Origin of the sequence: Oribacterium asaccharolyticum ACB7 (assembly GCF_000238075.1) — a bacterium.
Classification (GTDB): Bacteria; Bacillota; Clostridia; order Lachnospirales; family Lachnospiraceae; genus Oribacterium; species Oribacterium asaccharolyticum.
The window spans coordinates 29,627-46,224 of sequence record NZ_JH414507.1; the positions used below are offsets into that span (position 1 = coordinate 29,627).

12 protein-coding genes and 1 tRNA gene are annotated in these 16,598 nt (G+C 44.8%); 1 reads left to right on the top strand and 12 read right to left on the bottom strand.

What is annotated here, in order from left to right; all coding sequences use genetic code 11:
* Positions 1–195: 195 nt before the first annotated feature.
* Entirely contained in the window at positions 196–1,878 is a 1,683-nt protein-coding gene (locus tag HMPREF9624_RS11040) for a methyl-accepting chemotaxis protein (RefSeq protein WP_009537820.1), read from the top strand.
* 151 nt (positions 1,879–2,029) lie between these two features.
* Here the strand turns inward: HMPREF9624_RS11040 and HMPREF9624_RS11045 are convergent.
* The 12 genes from HMPREF9624_RS11045 to tig all read right to left on the bottom strand — a co-directional run bounded on the left by HMPREF9624_RS11045 (position 2,030) and on the right by tig (position 16,568).
* A tRNA-Gly gene (locus HMPREF9624_RS11045) sits at positions 2,030–2,100 on the bottom strand.
* A 119-nt stretch (positions 2,101–2,219) separates the two neighbouring features.
* Positions 2,220–2,582 carry an arsenate reductase family protein gene (locus HMPREF9624_RS11050; RefSeq protein ID WP_009429577.1) on the bottom strand — a complete coding sequence of 121 codons (363 nt, stop codon included), beginning with the start codon at positions 2,580–2,582 and terminating at the stop codon, positions 2,220–2,222.
* Between the two features lie 52 nt (positions 2,583–2,634).
* Positions 2,635–4,797 (bottom strand): methyl-accepting chemotaxis protein, encoded by a 2,163-nt coding sequence (locus HMPREF9624_RS11055; RefSeq protein WP_009537821.1) that lies wholly within the window; start codon positions 4,795–4,797, stop codon positions 2,635–2,637.
* 242 nt (positions 4,798–5,039) lie between these two features.
* A complete protein-coding gene (locus tag HMPREF9624_RS11065; RefSeq protein WP_009537822.1) occupies positions 5,040–6,410 on the bottom strand; it encodes a YARHG domain-containing protein in 1,371 nt (456 codons plus the stop codon).
* Positions 6,411–6,458: 48 nt separating this feature from the next.
* Positions 6,459–9,281, bottom strand: a complete 2,823-nt coding sequence (locus tag HMPREF9624_RS11070; RefSeq protein ID WP_009537823.1) for a hypothetical protein — start codon at positions 9,279–9,281, stop codon at positions 6,459–6,461.
* A gap of 32 nt (positions 9,282–9,313) precedes the next feature.
* Positions 9,314–9,727, bottom strand: coding sequence for a zinc-ribbon domain-containing protein (locus HMPREF9624_RS11075; protein WP_009537824.1), 414 nt, complete (start codon positions 9,725–9,727; stop codon positions 9,314–9,316).
* 90 nt (positions 9,728–9,817) lie between these two features.
* The gene (locus tag HMPREF9624_RS11080) at positions 9,818–11,152 is read right to left on the bottom strand and encodes a WG repeat-containing protein (RefSeq protein WP_009537825.1); all 1,335 of its coding nucleotides are present in this window, start codon (positions 11,150–11,152) and stop codon (positions 9,818–9,820) included.
* A gap of 33 nt (positions 11,153–11,185) precedes the next feature.
* A complete protein-coding gene (locus tag HMPREF9624_RS11085) occupies positions 11,186–12,082 on the bottom strand; it encodes a transglutaminase domain-containing protein (protein ID WP_009537826.1) in 897 nt (298 codons plus the stop codon).
* A gap of 17 nt (positions 12,083–12,099) precedes the next feature.
* Positions 12,100–12,492 (bottom strand): cell wall-binding protein, encoded by a 393-nt coding sequence (locus tag HMPREF9624_RS12125; RefSeq protein ID WP_009537827.1) that lies wholly within the window; start codon positions 12,490–12,492, stop codon positions 12,100–12,102.
* 79 nt (positions 12,493–12,571) lie between these two features.
* Positions 12,572–13,336 (bottom strand): NPCBM/NEW2 domain-containing protein, encoded by a 765-nt coding sequence (locus HMPREF9624_RS11095; RefSeq protein ID WP_009537828.1) that lies wholly within the window; start codon positions 13,334–13,336, stop codon positions 12,572–12,574.
* Positions 13,337–13,521: 185 nt separating this feature from the next.
* Positions 13,522–15,072, bottom strand: a complete 1,551-nt coding sequence (locus HMPREF9624_RS11100) for a hypothetical protein (protein ID WP_009537829.1) — start codon at positions 15,070–15,072, stop codon at positions 13,522–13,524.
* 230 nt (positions 15,073–15,302) lie between these two features.
* The gene (tig, locus tag HMPREF9624_RS11105; RefSeq protein ID WP_009537830.1) at positions 15,303–16,568 is read right to left on the bottom strand and encodes a trigger factor; all 1,266 of its coding nucleotides are present in this window, start codon (positions 16,566–16,568) and stop codon (positions 15,303–15,305) included.
* Positions 16,569–16,598: the final 30 nt, after the last annotated feature.

The following is a 16,598-nucleotide window of genomic DNA, read 5'->3' on the forward strand; positions in this document are numbered from 1 at the left end:
TAGCAAATAGAAAACTATTATTACAATATAAATAAGTATACTCTAGCATTTTGCCTTTTTCCACAAGGATTCTTGTATAAATGTGTAATTTATAAGTGATTTTTGCCGATAAAAATATATACGAAACTGTTTTTATACTGAAAAAATAGTTTATTAAGGCGTACTTGCAGAAAAATCACCCAAGGAGGGGTAAAAATGTTTAAAAAATGGAACCAATCAAGCAGACTGCACTTTTTCTCCATCGGTGTCATTATCATGTTGCTTCTAACCACAATAGCAACGGTGACCAGCATCTTGTCTTCCAAGGAAGCCGATAAGACAGCGGAGAAGCGTTTCGCTCTTGTCACTGCAGCAAAGCAGTTTTCTTCCGCAAGCGTGGACTTAACAAGACATGCAAGGTCTTATGCTTCCACTTTAAACACAAACTTCCTGGATAAATACAACCGGGAAATCACAGAGTACAAGAATCGTGAAAAAGCAAGAGAAATCATGAATCAGTATGGGATTAATGAAACGGAAGATACGGCCATGAGAACGATGGAAGCGACTTCCGCCCACCTGGCGGACCTGGAAACACAGGCCTTTGCCTATGCCGCGTCAGGAGACAGCAAGAACGCCACCGCCCTGATGTACAGTGATGATTATCTCTCCGGAGAAGCGGAGGTACAAAAGCAGTACAAGATTTTCTATGACAGCATCGTGAATAGAACCGATAAAGAGATGGTGGGAGCCATCGAGATTGCATCCGCAACACAGATCCTCAGTATTGTTCTCTTAATTCCTTCCATTTTCTTCGTTATTCTGATGATGCTCTTTGTAAAGAAAGAGCTCATGAAGCCGATTATCGCCATAAAAGAAACCATGACAAGCCTTGCGGAAGGACACCTCAGTGAAACGAAGATTGACCTTCCGGTAAATGAGACCGAGGTGGGTCGTACAGTGGCTGCCATAAAGGGAATGAACTATCGCTTAAAAACCATTATTCAGGATTTACAAAACTTACTCTTTGCCATGGCGGACGGAAACTTCCGGGTAGAGAGCGGATGCAGGGAAATGTATGTTGGAGAATACGGTAATATCTACAACGCGTTAGACCGTATTCATTCCAAATTAAAGGAGACACTGCAGGGAATCGGTGTAGCCTCCACAGAAGTCAGCTCTTCCGCACAGGAGATGTCCCATGGAAGTGAAATTTTAGCACAGGGCTCCGCACAGCAGGCAAGTTCCTTGGAAGAACTCTCCGCCACCGTGAGCACGGTATCCGATCAGATTAAGAGTAATGCTGCCAATGCAGAAAGCGCCAGCGATCTTTCCCGTATTACGGAGGAAGAGCTGAAAGAGAGCAGCTCCGAAATGAATGCCTTAAGTCAGTCCATGAATGAAATCAACGGAACGGCTCAGCAAATCAGTAATATTATCCAAACCATCGATGATATTGCCTTCCAGACCAATATCCTGGCCTTAAATGCGGCGGTAGAAGCTGCACGTGCGGGAGAATCCGGAAAAGGCTTTGCCGTTGTAGCCGATGAGGTTCGTAATCTTGCAGGGAAATCTGCAGAAGCGGCCAAAGATACCACTGTCCTGATTGAAAATACGGTTCGCTCCATCCGGGAAGGAACAGAGATGGCCGATCGGGCTGCCGCTTCTCTTGAAAAGTTGGTAAAGAGCTCTCGCCAGATGAATGCCAAGATTCTTGAAATTGCGGAGTATTCCGGACAGCAGTCCAATTCCGTATCCGAAATTGCACAGGGTCTGGAGCAGATCTCCTCCGTCGTGCAGAACAATTCCGCAACTGCCGAAGAGTCAGCCGCTACCAGCGCAAAACTTTCCGACCAATCGAAAGCAATGGATACGCTTTTAAAGCAGTTTACACTGTAATATTGTTGAAATTAGTACTGTTGAAATGTATCCCGTGTAAAGCACGAAAAAAAGGGGCTGTAAAAAAATCACTTTATTATTCTGATTTTTTTACAGCCCCTTTTAATTCATAATGAGTATCGCTAGCGTAGTTTGCGGTATCTCGCGTTTAAGCGGATAACGGGAGTCGGACCCGCCTCACTAGCTTGGGAAGCTAGGGTACTACCGATGTACTATATCCGCAAGACTCTTCTATTATAAATTTCTCCTCTTCAAAATGCAATAGCGGAGAAAGAACGAGGATGCATTCGATGCAAACCATCCGGCATCCCTCTTTCTCCGCTATATTTTCCGCCTTTAGCTTAAACGGACTTGCCCAAGGCAAGAAGCCATTCCTTTTCTTTAAATCCTACAAGAACTTTCTCTCCATAAAGGAAGATGGGTCTTTTTACCAACATTCCATCCGTGGAAAGAAGCTGTTCCTGTTCTTCCTCCGACATATCGGGCAGCTTATCCTTTAAGTTCATAGACTTATAGAGGAGTCCGCTGGTATTGAAAAAACGCTTCAGGGGAAGGCCTGAACGCTCCCGCATTTCATGAATTTCTTTTGCTGTCGGATTCTCTTCTTTAATGGGGCGCTTTTGGAAGCTGACCCCCTGCGCCTTTAAGAAATCCTCCGCTCTTTTACAGGTAGAACAACGATCATACGCTATTAAAACATTCATTCCGAGTTCCTCTTTTCTATAGATTGTTCTTTCCTGTTATAGCTATTTTCTTCTATTCCTGCAAGCGAAATTTGGATACCAGCTTGTCTAGTAAGGAGGCCTGAGCGGAAAGCTCTTCAGAGGATGCGGCACTTTCCTCCGCTGTAGCGGAATTCGTCTGTACTACGGAAGAAATCTGTTCCATCCCTCTCGTCAGCTGTCCCACACTCTGTGATTCGCGCTCCGTTTCTTTGGTGATTTCAAAAATCATATCATTGATCTTTCCTGCGCGCTCTACCACGGTAGAAAGCGATTCTCCGGTTTCTCTTGTAATTCTTGCTCCGCGCTCTACCGCATCCTTGGTTTCCTCAATGAGTTCTCCGGTATTTTGTGCAGCTTTAGCCGATTTCTGTGCCAGATTTCCTACCTCGTCCGCTACAACGGCAAAGCCTTTTCCTGCTGCTCCGGCTCTTGCCGCTTCAATAGCTGCGTTGAGAGAAAGAATATTGGTCTGGAAAGCAATGTCGTCAATCGTTTTGATGATTTTGCCGATTTCATTGGATTTCTCCGTAATCTCCGCCATTGCCTTGGACATTTCCTCCATCTTTTGCGTACTGAGCATAACGGCCTGTCCCGCCATCTGACTTAAATTCTTGGCATCCTCCGCCTTCTTCGTTGTACTCTTAATGGATTCGGCTATTTCGTTCATCCCTGCAGAGATTTCTTCAACGGAAGAAGCCTGCTCGGTAGCTCCCTGAGACAGCGACTGTGCTGCAGCAGAAACCTGCTCCGAGCTTTCGCTTACTTCGCCTGCAGACTTTTGGATTTCCAGCATAGCCGAATTCAAAGCTGTACGAATATCCTGCATCGATAGCATTAAGGGACGATAGTCTCCCCTATATTTTTCTTCATTATTCAGGTCAATCCGGAAGTTTCCTTGAGACAGCTCTGCCAGCTTCTCCTGTAAATCGGAAGTGATGTCCTTGATATGGTCCATTACCTCCTGGAAGCCCTTTCCGATCTGTCCGATTTCATCTTCTTTTACATAAGATACTCTCTCGCTGAAATCCCCTCTGGAAACCTTCTGTCCGATTCTGGCAATGCCTTCCAGCGGCTTCAAGGTCTTCTTAATCATAAGATAAATGCCCGTTACAATCAGTGCGATACCAACTCCTGCAAGAGCAAAACATAGCATCATAATTCGCGTTATTGGCGCTCTGAATTCCCCATTATGGACGGAAAGAACAATCCACCATACATTTCCCATAATGTCCGTCGGAACGTAATAAGTTCTTCTGGTTTTGTCCTGTTCGGTCTGCTCTAAAAGCACAAAGGGCTTTCCCTTGGCCATTTCCGTCTCAAGCTTCTGAAACTGCTTTTCTCCTTTTTCTTCGGAAAAAGATTTTCCGATTAAGTCCTTATTTTTATTGAAAACAATATTTTGTTTCTCATCCACAACCTCGGTTTCCATGCCGGGATAGCGACTGTCGGTCTGTTCTGCGGAAGCGAACAGATTAACATCTACCTCCAGTAAAACGGCACCCACGAATTTACCCTTCGAAATAACCGGACTCGAAATCGTAACCACCTTCATCTTATCGGGTGTGGACTCGTACACATCCGTAATCACGGTCTTCTCCCGTTCCTTGGTTTCCGCATAATAGGGCTTATCTTTAAATTCTTCATAGGGATAATTGATGATGCTTCTATTCTGAACATTTGCTTTCCCGATATAGGGGGCATAATTCTCCACCCCGTCAAGAAAGGCATTCGGCTCAAAAAACACGCCCGCTCCCGTCACATACTCGTTTGCGTTCACAACACCGCTAAGAGAGGCAATCAGTACCGACTCCGCATTGTACTGCAGGGAGCTTATGGATTTATTCACGACACGGGATCGAAAGCTGGACTCCTTCATCGGAATAACTGCTTGTTTTTCCTGATTTAAGTCCAAAACCGTCCAAGCGGGAGCTGCATTGTTCCCCATTTCCCGAATTCCGCTGTCAATAATAGAAGAAACGCCTTCCATTTTGGAAATGATTGCGGACAGCTCTTCACCGGAAGCTTTCGCCTTATCTTCCATATTTTGATCCATGGCATCCGTGAAAGAGAGCCTCGTTAAACGAAGGGTTCCGAAATTCACAATACTGATGCCGACGAAGGTCAAAATCCCCAGCAAAATGGACATTCTCACCGAAAGCTTCATGGTTTTTCTGCTTCCTTGTATCTTCCCCATATTTCTTCTCCTTAATGCACGAACCAAACAAACTATAATTCTATCGCCTTATTTTGCCAAAAAATAAGAAAAAATATTATTATTGTTTCAATAAATCCCCATTGTCTCTTTTTGTTCTTCCAATTCTCGAGGAAGCGGATTAAAAAAGACCGATAAAATCCGGTCAACACCGGTTTATCGGTCTTTTTAGCAAAAATGACTCTACAGCCCCTTTTTGCCAGCACTTGTTTTACTGCTCTTTTTTAATGGAAAGTCTTCAAATAATCTACATTCTGTTTCTCTATCGCGGACATTTGCGGATAAATACTGTCCATCTGCGGATTTCGTACGGGATTGTTTCTGTACCAGGCATATTGATTAAAGTAATCATTTAGCGCCTGGTCCTTAAAGACGTATCCGTGGCGGGCATACATTTCATTGACCACCATCTGGGTAACACTTCTTTCACCGGGGAAGTAAGTGTTTGGATAGACTGTCATCAGGGCATCCACATCCTGCTTTGTGATAAGACGACTTGCACTGAAAGAGCATATATAATCTCCGGAACTTGCAATTGCAGCTCCGCTCATGGTTCCGCCCCCATACGCTTCCGCACCGGGAACTGCAGCTTGCGCTTCGGTCTCCTCCGGTGCAGCGGTTTCCGGTGCAGCCGTAGTTTCTTCGATAAGACCTGAAACGGTATAGCTCATTTCTGTCTTGGAAGGAAGAATTCCGCATTTCTCCAGGTAGTAAGACGGATCCTTCTTCAAGCTGATCGTTACCGTGTCTCCATTACTTAAATTGCTGTTCGGCTCAATCGTAAAGTCTTCCGCTTCGATTCCTTCCGGAAAATCCTCGAGGTTGATATACCCCTGTCCGTTCGCATAGCCTACAGTCTGTATATCGATTTTCTTGAAAATATCCTCTTCTGTCGCTTTTTCATCAATATGCGCTTTTACTTTCTTGTCTGCATACTTAAACTTACAGTTCAGGTAGGAGGACAGCTCCTCTTCATTAATATCCCACTTATATTCGATTTGCTCTCCGTCCGAGATTCCTTCCGTCTTTTCCAGTGCGGGCGGAGAAACAGCCTCTTCCAGATAATCTACCGGAGAGTCATATTTTCTGGAAATTCCGTCTTCTTTTGCGGCATTTGTAAAATGCAGTTTATCTCCGTAATCGCCTTCCAGTGCTTTCCAGTCAATCTCCGTTACGCCCTTGGCATAACCGCTCGGTCCCTCAAAGCGAACATTCAGGTAGCCGTCAAGGGGAATACTCACTTTTTTAAAGAAGTTTAAATACCCCCATACTGCTCCGCCTCCAAGAAGAAGCAGGAAAATAAAGAAAAGAATCAGAGGAAGAAGACAGCCTTTTTTCTTCTTCGGCTTCTCCACGGGTATCGGTTCCGGAATCTTCGGAAGAGGGGGCTCCACAATTCTCTCCTGCGGTACTGCCGCCATTTTAGGAGGAAGCGAGTCCGCTTGCTTCATTTGTACATTTTCCGGCTTTTGCTCCGGGGAAGCGGGACTCGGTGCGGAATGCGCTGCATTCTCCTCTCCCTCCAGTCTTTTTCCGCAGCGACCGCAAAAGACAGCGCCATCTTCATTTTTAAATCCACAATATCCACAAAACATCCCATACTCCTTTTCATTCACCCTGTAAGCCATATGTTCCGGACGATTTTAGCGCTTTTCCTTTTTCAAACTCTTCCCGCTCTTTATCCTGTAACATAGAGTGAGGAGGAGGCATACGACAAAGGCTGTCGTAAAGATGATGCACAGTTTTGAAAAGGCAAAGAACAAGCTGAGCTTGCCATTTGGCAATACCTGCCCTACCGCAATTTCCATGTCCTTTCCGTAAAAAAGCCGCTCTAAAGTATTTCGCCATTTTCTACGAATAATATATAACTTACCGGGCTTTTTTGCATCAGGAATTATTTCCATAAAATAAACTCGTTTTTCATGAATCGGAAAATCTTCAAATTGCCGGATTTCCTCTTCCTCCCCCTCACTAAGCACGGCCTCTTCCAGGGAAAGTTCTTCTTCCTTTACCCCCTTTATACACAAAGAGAAAGGAAGATCTTTCGGAGCAAGCAGGTAACGCTTTGACCCTTCTTTATAGAATCGGACGGGACTGTTTTTTCCATATTGTACCCCCAAGTTCCCGCTGATTGCCATCGGTCTGCCCTTTTCATCCAAAGCTTCTATTTCCGCATCTCCCGAAAGAGAAACCCGGCGATATTCCTTATCCCGCTTTGTTTTCTTCTTCGGCTCTTCCTTATCGAGTTTTTTCATCATCTCGCTAAGATTATGATTTTCAGCAGAACCGCCCCCCTTAAAGAAGTAATTGCTTCCATATCGGAAAAAGTCCGAGGGATATTGTACCGATAAATCCTCCGTATTTAAAATATTAAAGATGGGCAAAGAATCATCCGCCTGTTTCTTGGACACAAAGTTCGGTGCATTAAAACTATAAACGCGCACGGAAGAGCTGTCCCAGCCGTTATCCAGGAATTTTTTTCCAAGCGCATCCGCCACGGCACCGCACCTTCCCTCTCCGCTGATAAAAACAAGATAGGAAGTCTTCTTCGCGATAGTGTAAGGATTGTCCACGGAAAAAGCATCATATAAGCTTGAAAATTCTTCGTAAATTGCCTCGCTGTCTCTTTCCATTTCCGCCTGCATGCTCCGGAAGTCAAGCGGCAAATGATATTCCGTCTTATCAGCTCCGAGAGAAATCAGAAACAGCATTCTCTCCTCATAAGGACTGTAGTCATCTTCCAAGTAGCTGTATCGAGTTGCCGCAAAGCTCGCCCTGGTGTTCGGATGCATGGAATCATAGCCGTCATGTGTCTCTATTTTCCCGAAGGATAATGTCTTGTAACAATCTTCTATTTCTTTCTTTCCGTTCTTTACCGCCTCACTAAGAACGGACGCCAGCTTCGCTTCATCCGCATTATACTCTCCGCCATTTCCGGAAAACATGCGCTTTGTATTCCAATAAAAACTGATGGAAACCGGAGCCTTCATGATGTAGGAGCCCAGATGCTTTTCTTTGTCTTCTTCCGTAAGATATTCTCTTACATCAAAATGCGCATCGTCCTCCGCCTTGGTAACAATCTTTGCCTTATGTACAACCTCGCTGTATTCCACGTTGTATAGATTGGTATCTATCGTATTCAGTTGCACAAATGCAGGCCACCCCATATCCATGATTTCGCTTAGCGTAACAAACTGCAGTCTTCTTGCAGGCGATACGGTTGTTGCCTGAAAAAGTCCGTCATCCTCACAGAGCTTATCATATTCTATGACCTGATCGGAATTCCCGTTATAATCCTCTTCCTCCGTATACGTTGCGACATCCGTTTCTTTAATCTCATTCCCGTCAATGTAGCAGTATTGAATCCGATATAAATCCTTGTCCTCGAAGCCGTCTCCATCCGTATCAACTCCCTCTCCTCTTCTCCAGTAATGGAAATAAAGACCGGGATAGTCAGGGTCTGCAGTATGGCTGGCTCCGAATGTCATGCCGTAACTGTCCATTCCCCCTTCAAGCTCTTGAAATCCGTCTCCGGTATATTTGATCACCTTCGCATAAGAATAGGTACCATACGTCTCGTTGTTGCCGATAATGAGCTCCGGGACATTATCTCCGTCCATATCCCAAAGTGCCATAACCGGATCCGCCGTATCGTACAAAACAGAGAGCTGCTGCCTCTCCTGAACAACATATTGAAAAAAGGCCTGAGACCATTCGGGAACTTCTTTTTCCGCCTCCTCTTTCATTTCCACGGAGGCATTTTCCTTTAGATAAGACAGCGTCTTCGCATAAGGCATCGCGGTCTCTTGGTGCTTTCTCTCATAGCTAAACAGAGCTAAGCTTTCATCCTGCAGATTCGAAAATAGGATTTCTGCATAGTCCTCATTTTTCCGAATCCGCTCTTCCGTCGCACTTTCTTTGTTGTCCTGTGCAAATTCTTCCGTGAGCTGCACATAACTCTCCGAATCGCCCTCTTGAAAATAATAAAACAGAGCATTACTATCCTCTACCTTGTACAGGCAGTAATGATCCCCCTGTCCTTTCTTGTCCCATCCGGCATTCTGATAAACCTTATGCAGGCTTCCGTCATAATAGGAATAGATGGTCAGAACGGCATCTTCCGTACCATCCTCCGCCGTCCCCGCCTTAAAGTAGAGCAGATCCTTCACGCCGTCTCCGTTAATATCGCTGAATGCAATAGACGGGGAGCCCTCCTCTACCGCGTCGGACTCTCCGTTTTCATCGGAAGATTCATTTCCCCAATTATACTGTAAGATGGCTTTTTTCTCAGAAAGCAGAATCGGCAAATAAGCTTGATAAGCCTCTTCGTTTACGACCTGCTCCCGCTCCTCTTCCGTGTGCTCCTCCAGCGGAAGAGACTTCGTGGTTCCGGTTCGAACGGCACAATAAAACAGTCCTAGAAGACAAAGTACGGAAAGAACGGGAAAGACTCTGTTTTTCTTCATACTTAAACCCCTTTTCAAGTCATTTTCTATCCCTAATAGTTGAAAAATGATTGATAGATAAAGTACTGCATCGCGATATTTCCAATGTAGAGCAGAATCAGAAGCACAAATCCAAGGAATGCCCCTTTTCCGGAAGCTTTGGCACGCTTCGGGTATTCCCTTCTCCAGATAAAGAATAAAATCAAGCCGACCGGGAAAAGAAGAAAGCCGAGTACAGCCCAGCCGAAAGTCCCTCCTTCTACCGGAGCATTTTTTACGGGACTTTTCTGCATCTTCTCCGACGGAATGATGCTTTCCTGCAAGTTTATCGCCTGCGGAGTCGCAACGGCTTCTTTCGGTGTCCGTACTGCTTCTACCGGAGTCCACACCGCTTCGATTTTCGTGCCACATTGCTGACAGAAAAGCATCCCCTCTTTTACCTCATGATTACAATTGGGACATCTCATACATTCTCCTTTTCAAATGATTTCCATACGCTTTTTCAAGATTATGAAGAAAAACTGCTAAGCTGTTCTCGAATAAAATGATTTCTATCTTCAATCCATATCGTGTATGCCATACAAAGAAAAACCTCCGAATTTCGGTTTTAAAATCCAGTTCCCCTTTTTATCTATCACGCCGTAAAGTCCGTTTTTCTCTACTACAGCATAACTTCCGTCCTCAGCAAAAGCATACGCGTCATCATATTTGAAAGGAATCAATATAGAGTGATCCCAATCAATATAGCCCATTTTCCAGACATCATTTTTTTTCGTATAGGCAGGTAGCGGATTTCCTTTCGATAAATCGGAATCATAGTTCAGCACAATTTCGTCCTCTTTCCAATCCGTGAAAACTACATTTCCCTTTAGATCCATCACAACATAGTCCACGCGTCCACTCTCTTCCCATTCCTTTTTTTCCGCTATCACGTATCCATAATCAGACTTGTAAAGACTGGAGTATTCCGGTTCTATTACCCAGTTATACTGTTTATCTACAATACCGTAGAACTCATCCTCTCCCTTCTGAATTTTGGCTAATGCATATCCATCCCTATCAAAGGGCTCTAAGTATTTATATTCCGGACTAATTGCCTCCCCCTTCTCGTTGACAGCTACACAACTGTCGTTGATATATTCCGGATAACCCTCCGAAAAATCAAGATATTCATTTTCCGTCCAGAAATCGTCTTCTCCATCTCCATACCACTTGGCCATCACGATTTCTACTTCTTCATTAAATGGGTATTTCTTTCCCTTTTTATCAATATAGAACCAGTCCCTATTCTCTTCCGTTTCCTTTACCAAGGCCTTTCCGTCATGAAACAAAAAAGCACCCTTGTATGGCCCGAAGACTTTTTCCCCCTCCTCATTCAGAAACCAGTACTCCCCTGTCTCCATATCTTCGGCGCAGGCAAAGCCTTCTTTAAAATAAGAAATAGTCCTATAAATCGGCTCTACAATAAACTTCCCTCTCCTGTCGATGATTCCGAAGCCCCCCTCCGGCTCCTTCACTGCAGTGCTTCCGTTAATAAAGCTACCTGCCTCCATAAATTTCGGTTTGATGACTGTCTTTCCGTGCACGTCAATGTAGCCCCACAATTCCGTGTCGGCATCCTGCACGGCTGCATAGCCTTCTCTAAAAGGCTTTACTGCTAAATATTGCGCCTTGATGACCCATTCTCCCTCTTTATTAATATAGCCTCCCCTTCCCTCCTTGTCATAGGCACGGTGAGGCGCTCCCGCAAAAAGCTTTTCATATGCAGTTAGAGAGTCTTCTACGGCTTTTTTACTGAATTTGGGAGTAAGGAATCTTTTATCGCATACGGATAAGAAGAAGAAAACCGCAGTGCATAGAAAAAAGCCAAGTGCTAAACGTTCTTTTCGCATGAAAACATCCTCTTTTATCTATCTTTCAATAAATTAATATACTTTATAGGAATCTCTTGCAGTGTGGTCTCCTGCCATCTCCGATTCCGTACATAAAAAGTAGTTGTAGCGAAGAACATCTTTTCCGGCATCGTTGACCGGATCATCCCATGTGCAATCTACATACAGCCAGGTATCATCCAAGAGCACCCTGTTCCAAGCATGTCCACTATCTCTACCCTCTACCCTTCCGTCCACCATCTCATGCTCAATTCCCAAAACGTACATAAAGTAGTCAAAGGTTTCCGCATAGCCCTGGCAAACTGCCTTCCCCTTCAACATCAATCCTTCGATATGATAAGACTCATCCGGAATCGTACCCCTATCATAATTCTCCTTATCATATTTTGTGTGATTCACAATCCAGTCATGTACCGCCTTAATTTTTTCTCTGTCCGTCATGGAATCGTTCGTGATTTGGGCTGCAACGTCAAAAATCATGCCCTTGGCCTTTGTGCTGTCAGCCTCATAAGGAAGGCCGTAGCCTTTTCTGTTTTCCAACAATCCGTGCTCCAGAAAATGCGTCCTCAGCGCTTCCGGATCCGTGCCTATCGCAGCCGCAACATCGGGATTCTCTCTCGCATAGCGTTCCGTATCCAGATTTTCCGCGTTCCAGCCCCACATATAAATGGATTGTCTGTCCGGTCTATTATAGAGGCAGTGCGCCAAACGCCCCTCCTCTTTTCCGCTATTGGCATAATGTTCATAGAGCTTGTCCCGATCATAGCCATAGGCAGCATAGAGGTCCGGATTCTCATCGGCATAACGAACATAGTCCATGGTATCTTTATCAATTCGGTCAGGGAAATACGCATAGCTTTTCATATTGCACAAAAACGGAAGCAGTACCAGTAGGGCCCCACAGATTCTTCTTTTTACACATTTTTTCATCTTGTTTCCCCTCTCCTTTACTCCCAATCTACATCAAACTCCGTATCATCGGAATCATAATCGTCTACAGCGAATCCAAAGTCCCGCGCTACTTCCCTATCGGATTGGATGATTCTTCCGCTTTTCTTTACATCTCTCTCCGTTTCGTTCTTCCGCCAAACGCCGTCGGAGCTGATGTAATATCCGTCCACACATTGGTTGTGCGCCATAGCGCCGGATTTCCCGAAATAATACCATTTTCCGTTGTCCTGTACCCAGCGGTTCACTACCTTTACTCCATTTTCATGGTATTCCCAAACCGTACCGTTCTTTACCCAGTTTCCGGCAAAGGATGTCATGCAGAGCTGACAGGCTGAAAATAAGCTGAGGACACCGAACACAAGGAGTCTTTTTCTTTCTTTTTTCATCATTTTCCCTTTCCTGTACATGATCCGTCTTTTTTCACAGAAACTGCAGAGTCCTAAGACCCTGCAGTTCTTTTCAAGCCACTTATTCAAAACGGGCATTGGCTATAGCAATATCGGCATCATAGCCGGAAACCGACGTCGATTTCAGTCTTACTTTGTCGTAGCCGGAGATGTCTACATCAATATCAAAGGCTCTGGTATCATAATAGATATCATCCGTTACATAAAACTCCTCTTCGTCCCCGGAAAGAACCTGCAAAAGCATTCGATCACCTCTTCCCCAATCGCCTTTTTTCGGAAACACGGTTGCCTTAAAATGGGTGTAGCCGGCAGAGTTATCGAATTCAATATAATCATCATCATCAAATACGATAGCCTTTGTATAAGACTTATTTTCCCGGTTACTCACTACGCTATCCCACTTCCCAGCACCTCCTTGTAAAATAGGCTCGGTATTAAATAGTGTTAATCCGCTTTTTTTGCTACTTGTGTTCTGTGCTGCGCTCTGTCCTGCATTGTTCACCTGTGTTCCGGCAACGTTTCTCGTTTGAACCGCACCGTTCTCCACCCAGGCACCGCTCCCGTTTACCTGGTATCCGTCCGGGCTTGTAGTATTCATTAAGCAATAGCCGAAACGGTCAAAATAGTAACACTCCGCAACACCATCGTTGTTTCCGTCAATCCACTGCCAACTGCTGGAGGGCCAGGTGCCGTTCCCATAATCATACCACCATCCGGTGGCGTTCTTTACCCAGTTTCCGGCAAAGGCGGATAAAGTGAAGGCTCCTGTGCAAACTGCGGTTGCCGCACAAACTTTCATGATTTTTGCCCAATTCAATTTCTTCATTATTACTGTCCCCTTCCTTTTGCACTTCAGAATTATTTTATTTTCTTTGTACCAACTGCCCAATTTTCTGCAGAAATCTCCTTTTATTTTAATAAAAAAATAAGGTATCTTCACTATCTTTTTCTTACACCGGAACAGGTGTAAGTCCGGTGTAAGTCAGGAAAGGCAAGAAAATACCTTATTTTTTAGAGATGTATGGAAAGGAGATAAAAAAGGAAGAACAAAAGGATGTAAAGCACGAAATACGCTCTGTGCATTCGGATAAAGGGCAGGATGCTCTTCTCCGCTCCGTTTTTAAGAAAGCATTGCAACCAGGTCACTACGGCAAGAAAGTTCGCGAGATTCACCATGGTACTCCCTATTCCCGTCTGAAAGCACAAAAAAGTGGAGAGTGAACTGATAATCACCACTATAGGAGAAAGGAAGAGGAAGGAACCGGCACACTCCGCATTAAACTCCACCGCATAGGGGGAACAGGAGGAAAACCAGAGATAGGCATGGACCGCAAATATGGCAAAGGCAAAGGACGGAGAAAGGGAAAGCTTTTCGCTCTGCGCAAAGTCATAGCTGTAGAGAAAGGCCAGAATCATCCCTATGGCGGAAAAGCTCATACTGTAAATCATATAAAGGTTATTGCTGATGACATGAAGCCGGTCCGCTCTTTTTGTATCCGGATTCTCCTCTTTCTCCCGAAATTCCGTCATCGGTTCTCGTGTGAAGAGAAAGAAGGTATGGGCAAAGGTGGTCAGCATATTAAAAGCCAGCGCGATATTTGCCATGGAAGTAAATTTTCCTCTTAGCGCATAGTTCGAAAAATCCGGCATCGTACGCAAAAAAAGAAAAATCGCGATTGCGGAAAGGGAACCGATAAGGTTACAGCCGATAGAATACACTATTAAACTCGGGCAGAGGTCATAACGCCCTTTTCCGGGAAGAACTCGCACCCTATCACCGTATTTTCCTATATAGTAAATTTCCTTTAAAGAAATATCCGCCTCGGGATTCCTCTTCTTGTAAGAATATAAGGTAATTCCCACATCCAGAATGCCGAAGGGCAACGGTGAAAGGGCAAGGAAAAGCGTAAGCGGAATAAATATTTCGGGGCTTAATTGCAGTAAATCCAGAAATAAGTTTATCCCGTTTGTCGAAAAGAAGGAGAAAGACAAAAAGACCGCCGTAAAGCAGAAAGCTACAAACAGCAGATATTTCCAATTCCTCCGAAGTTTTTCCAAAAGGGATGTTGCCGAACTGAAATCGGCACTGTGTACTTCTCTATAAAGAAGAGTGCCTTTCGCTCCGCCGAATACGCCCCGGCTCTCTCCCGTTTCGTCTGCCTTTTCGTCCGTTTCGCCCTCGGCTTGCAGTAAGGCTTCCTTTCCGGGGACCTCGCAGTTTGCCAGTCCGCTTTCCAAAAAGCGAAGAGCATAGCTTTGGAAACTATCGTCTTCTTTTCTCTCCGCATCCGGAAAATAAAGCTCTTCTCTGTGAACAAAATTCAACAGCTTCCGGAAGGCCTCTTCCTCCGCACTTTCCTGAAAGCACTCTAAAAAGCAGGGTAAAGCCGCCTCCTTCAGACCACGATATCCTCGACGCTTTCCCTGCTTTATTTCACTAATCCTTGTTTCTACCATGTTTCCCTGACGAACTTTATTGAATATGGAGCACATCACTTTCTGCGGTATTCTCAGTTCCTCATTCATATAGAAAAAAATATCTCGCTGACAGATATTTCTCATCCTGAAACTCCTTTATGCCTAGCCTATCTGATTTTATTTTAAGAAAAACTTAACAAATGTCAACATGAAGCTCTTTCACATCAAAAAATCGCCCTTGCTTTTACGCAAAGACGATTTTTTCTTTCTGAATGGGCATCGCTCCCTTGGGTAGCGTGCAGTATCTCTTTTTTCACCGGATACCGCTTAAAGCACGCGATATCCTCTTTTCGACCGAAAAATCGGTCTATACGTTACTTCTTTGTTTCTGTTTCTGTACTGCTCTTACTTGTTTCTTCCGTATTCGTCTGCGTCTCCGCAGTAGGATCCTCTTCCTTGACTTGAACCTGCGTCTCTACATATTCCATAACGGCATAACGCAGGGAAGCCTCCTCCACAAGCTCTTTTCCGTACTGTTCAATCAACTTAATGCGGTTGGTTTCTTCTCCCGTCAAAGAAGACTCCGCCTCGGCAAGCTTATCAATGAGTGCATCCGTTATACGAATATTTTGTGTATCGGCAAGCTTTCTCATGATAAAGAGCTGTTTTGCATAGGAATCCGCATTGGCATAGGCATTTTCTTTAAACTCTTCCACCGTCATGCCGGACATATTAATCACTTGTGCAGGCCCCATACCATACTGCTTATACTCATTCAATCTTGCGTTTAAATAATAAGCCTTGGCATATTCTGTTAATTTCTCGGAGGGCTCAACCTTTGCCTGGTCAAAAATCTGTTGCATCGCCTGGTCCTGAATATCGGAATGATAACGGTATTCTTTCTGTGCCTGCAGTCTCTTTCTGATTTCTTCGCGATAAGCCGCAACGGTTTCCGCCTTTGTGCCCTCGTAGTTCTTTACCCATTCGTCGGTAAGCTCCGGCTCACGCTTTACTTCGTTTACCGTAACGGCAAACTCTGCCGCCTTGCCCGCAAGCTCTGCATTCTGGTACTGCTCCGGAAAAGTGACCTTTACCGTTACCTTGTCTCCGGCTTTCTTTCCGATAAGCTGGTCTTCAAAGCCCGGAATAAATTGTCCGGATCCCAACTTCAAATCCTGCTTTTCCGCTGTCCCGCCATCAAACTTTTTGCCGTCAATGGAACCGCTGTAGTCGATATTTACGGTATCTCCTTCTTTGGCCGCTTCCTGTACTGTCACAAGGTCTTGCGACAAAGCCTGCTGAATGGCTGCATCCACCTCATCCTGTGTAACATTGCCGGCAGGTGCAACGGTAACGGTTATCGTTTTGAGGTCGGGAAGTGTAATCTTTCCCATTTCGGAGAGCTTCGGCTCTTCCGGAACCTTCATGTTTTCCAACTCCTTAATCTCGGGACTGTCTTCCGTCAGAGTGGAAGGGCTGGCCACATCGGATTCGGAAACCTCTGACTCCGATGCCTTGTCTTTCTTCACCGCTTCCTTTTTGGTACTTTCCTTTTTCGTGCCTTCCTTCTTTCCGCAAGACGCTGCAAATACGCACATAGCAAGAATCAACGCTACGGTAAAAATTTTCTTTTTTCTCATAATACTCCTTACTTTATTTTTGAAAAAGGA

Excerpts from the sequence above, each read along its gene's own strand:
- HMPREF9624_RS11055 (WP_009537821.1), bottom strand. The coding sequence starts at position 4,797 with ATGGGGAAGATACAAGGAAGCAGAAAAACCATGAAGCTTTCGGTGAGA.
- HMPREF9624_RS12125 (WP_009537827.1), bottom strand. The coding sequence starts at position 12,492 with ATGATGAAAAAAGAAAGAAAAAGACTCCTTGTGTTCGGTGTCCTCAGC.
- HMPREF9624_RS11085 (WP_009537826.1), bottom strand. The coding sequence starts at position 12,082 with ATGAAAAAATGTGTAAAAAGAAGAATCTGTGGGGCCCTACTGGTACTG.
- HMPREF9624_RS11050 (WP_009429577.1), bottom strand. The coding sequence starts at position 2,582 with ATGAATGTTTTAATAGCGTATGATCGTTGTTCTACCTGTAAAAGAGCG.
- HMPREF9624_RS11040 (WP_009537820.1), top strand. The coding sequence starts at position 196 with ATGTTTAAAAAATGGAACCAATCAAGCAGACTGCACTTTTTCTCCATC.
- HMPREF9624_RS11065 (WP_009537822.1), bottom strand. The coding sequence starts at position 6,410 with ATGTTTTGTGGATATTGTGGATTTAAAAATGAAGATGGCGCTGTCTTT.
- HMPREF9624_RS11095 (WP_009537828.1), bottom strand. The coding sequence starts at position 13,336 with ATGAAGAAATTGAATTGGGCAAAAATCATGAAAGTTTGTGCGGCAACC.
- tig (WP_009537830.1), bottom strand. The coding sequence starts at position 16,568 with ATGAGAAAAAAGAAAATTTTTACCGTAGCGTTGATTCTTGCTATGTGC.
- HMPREF9624_RS11080 (WP_009537825.1), bottom strand. The coding sequence starts at position 11,152 with ATGCGAAAAGAACGTTTAGCACTTGGCTTTTTTCTATGCACTGCGGTT.
- HMPREF9624_RS11070 (WP_009537823.1), bottom strand. The coding sequence starts at position 9,281 with ATGAAGAAAAACAGAGTCTTTCCCGTTCTTTCCGTACTTTGTCTTCTA.
- HMPREF9624_RS11100 (WP_009537829.1), bottom strand. The coding sequence starts at position 15,072 with ATGAGAAATATCTGTCAGCGAGATATTTTTTTCTATATGAATGAGGAA.
- HMPREF9624_RS11075 (WP_009537824.1), bottom strand. The coding sequence starts at position 9,727 with ATGAGATGTCCCAATTGTAATCATGAGGTAAAAGAGGGGATGCTTTTC.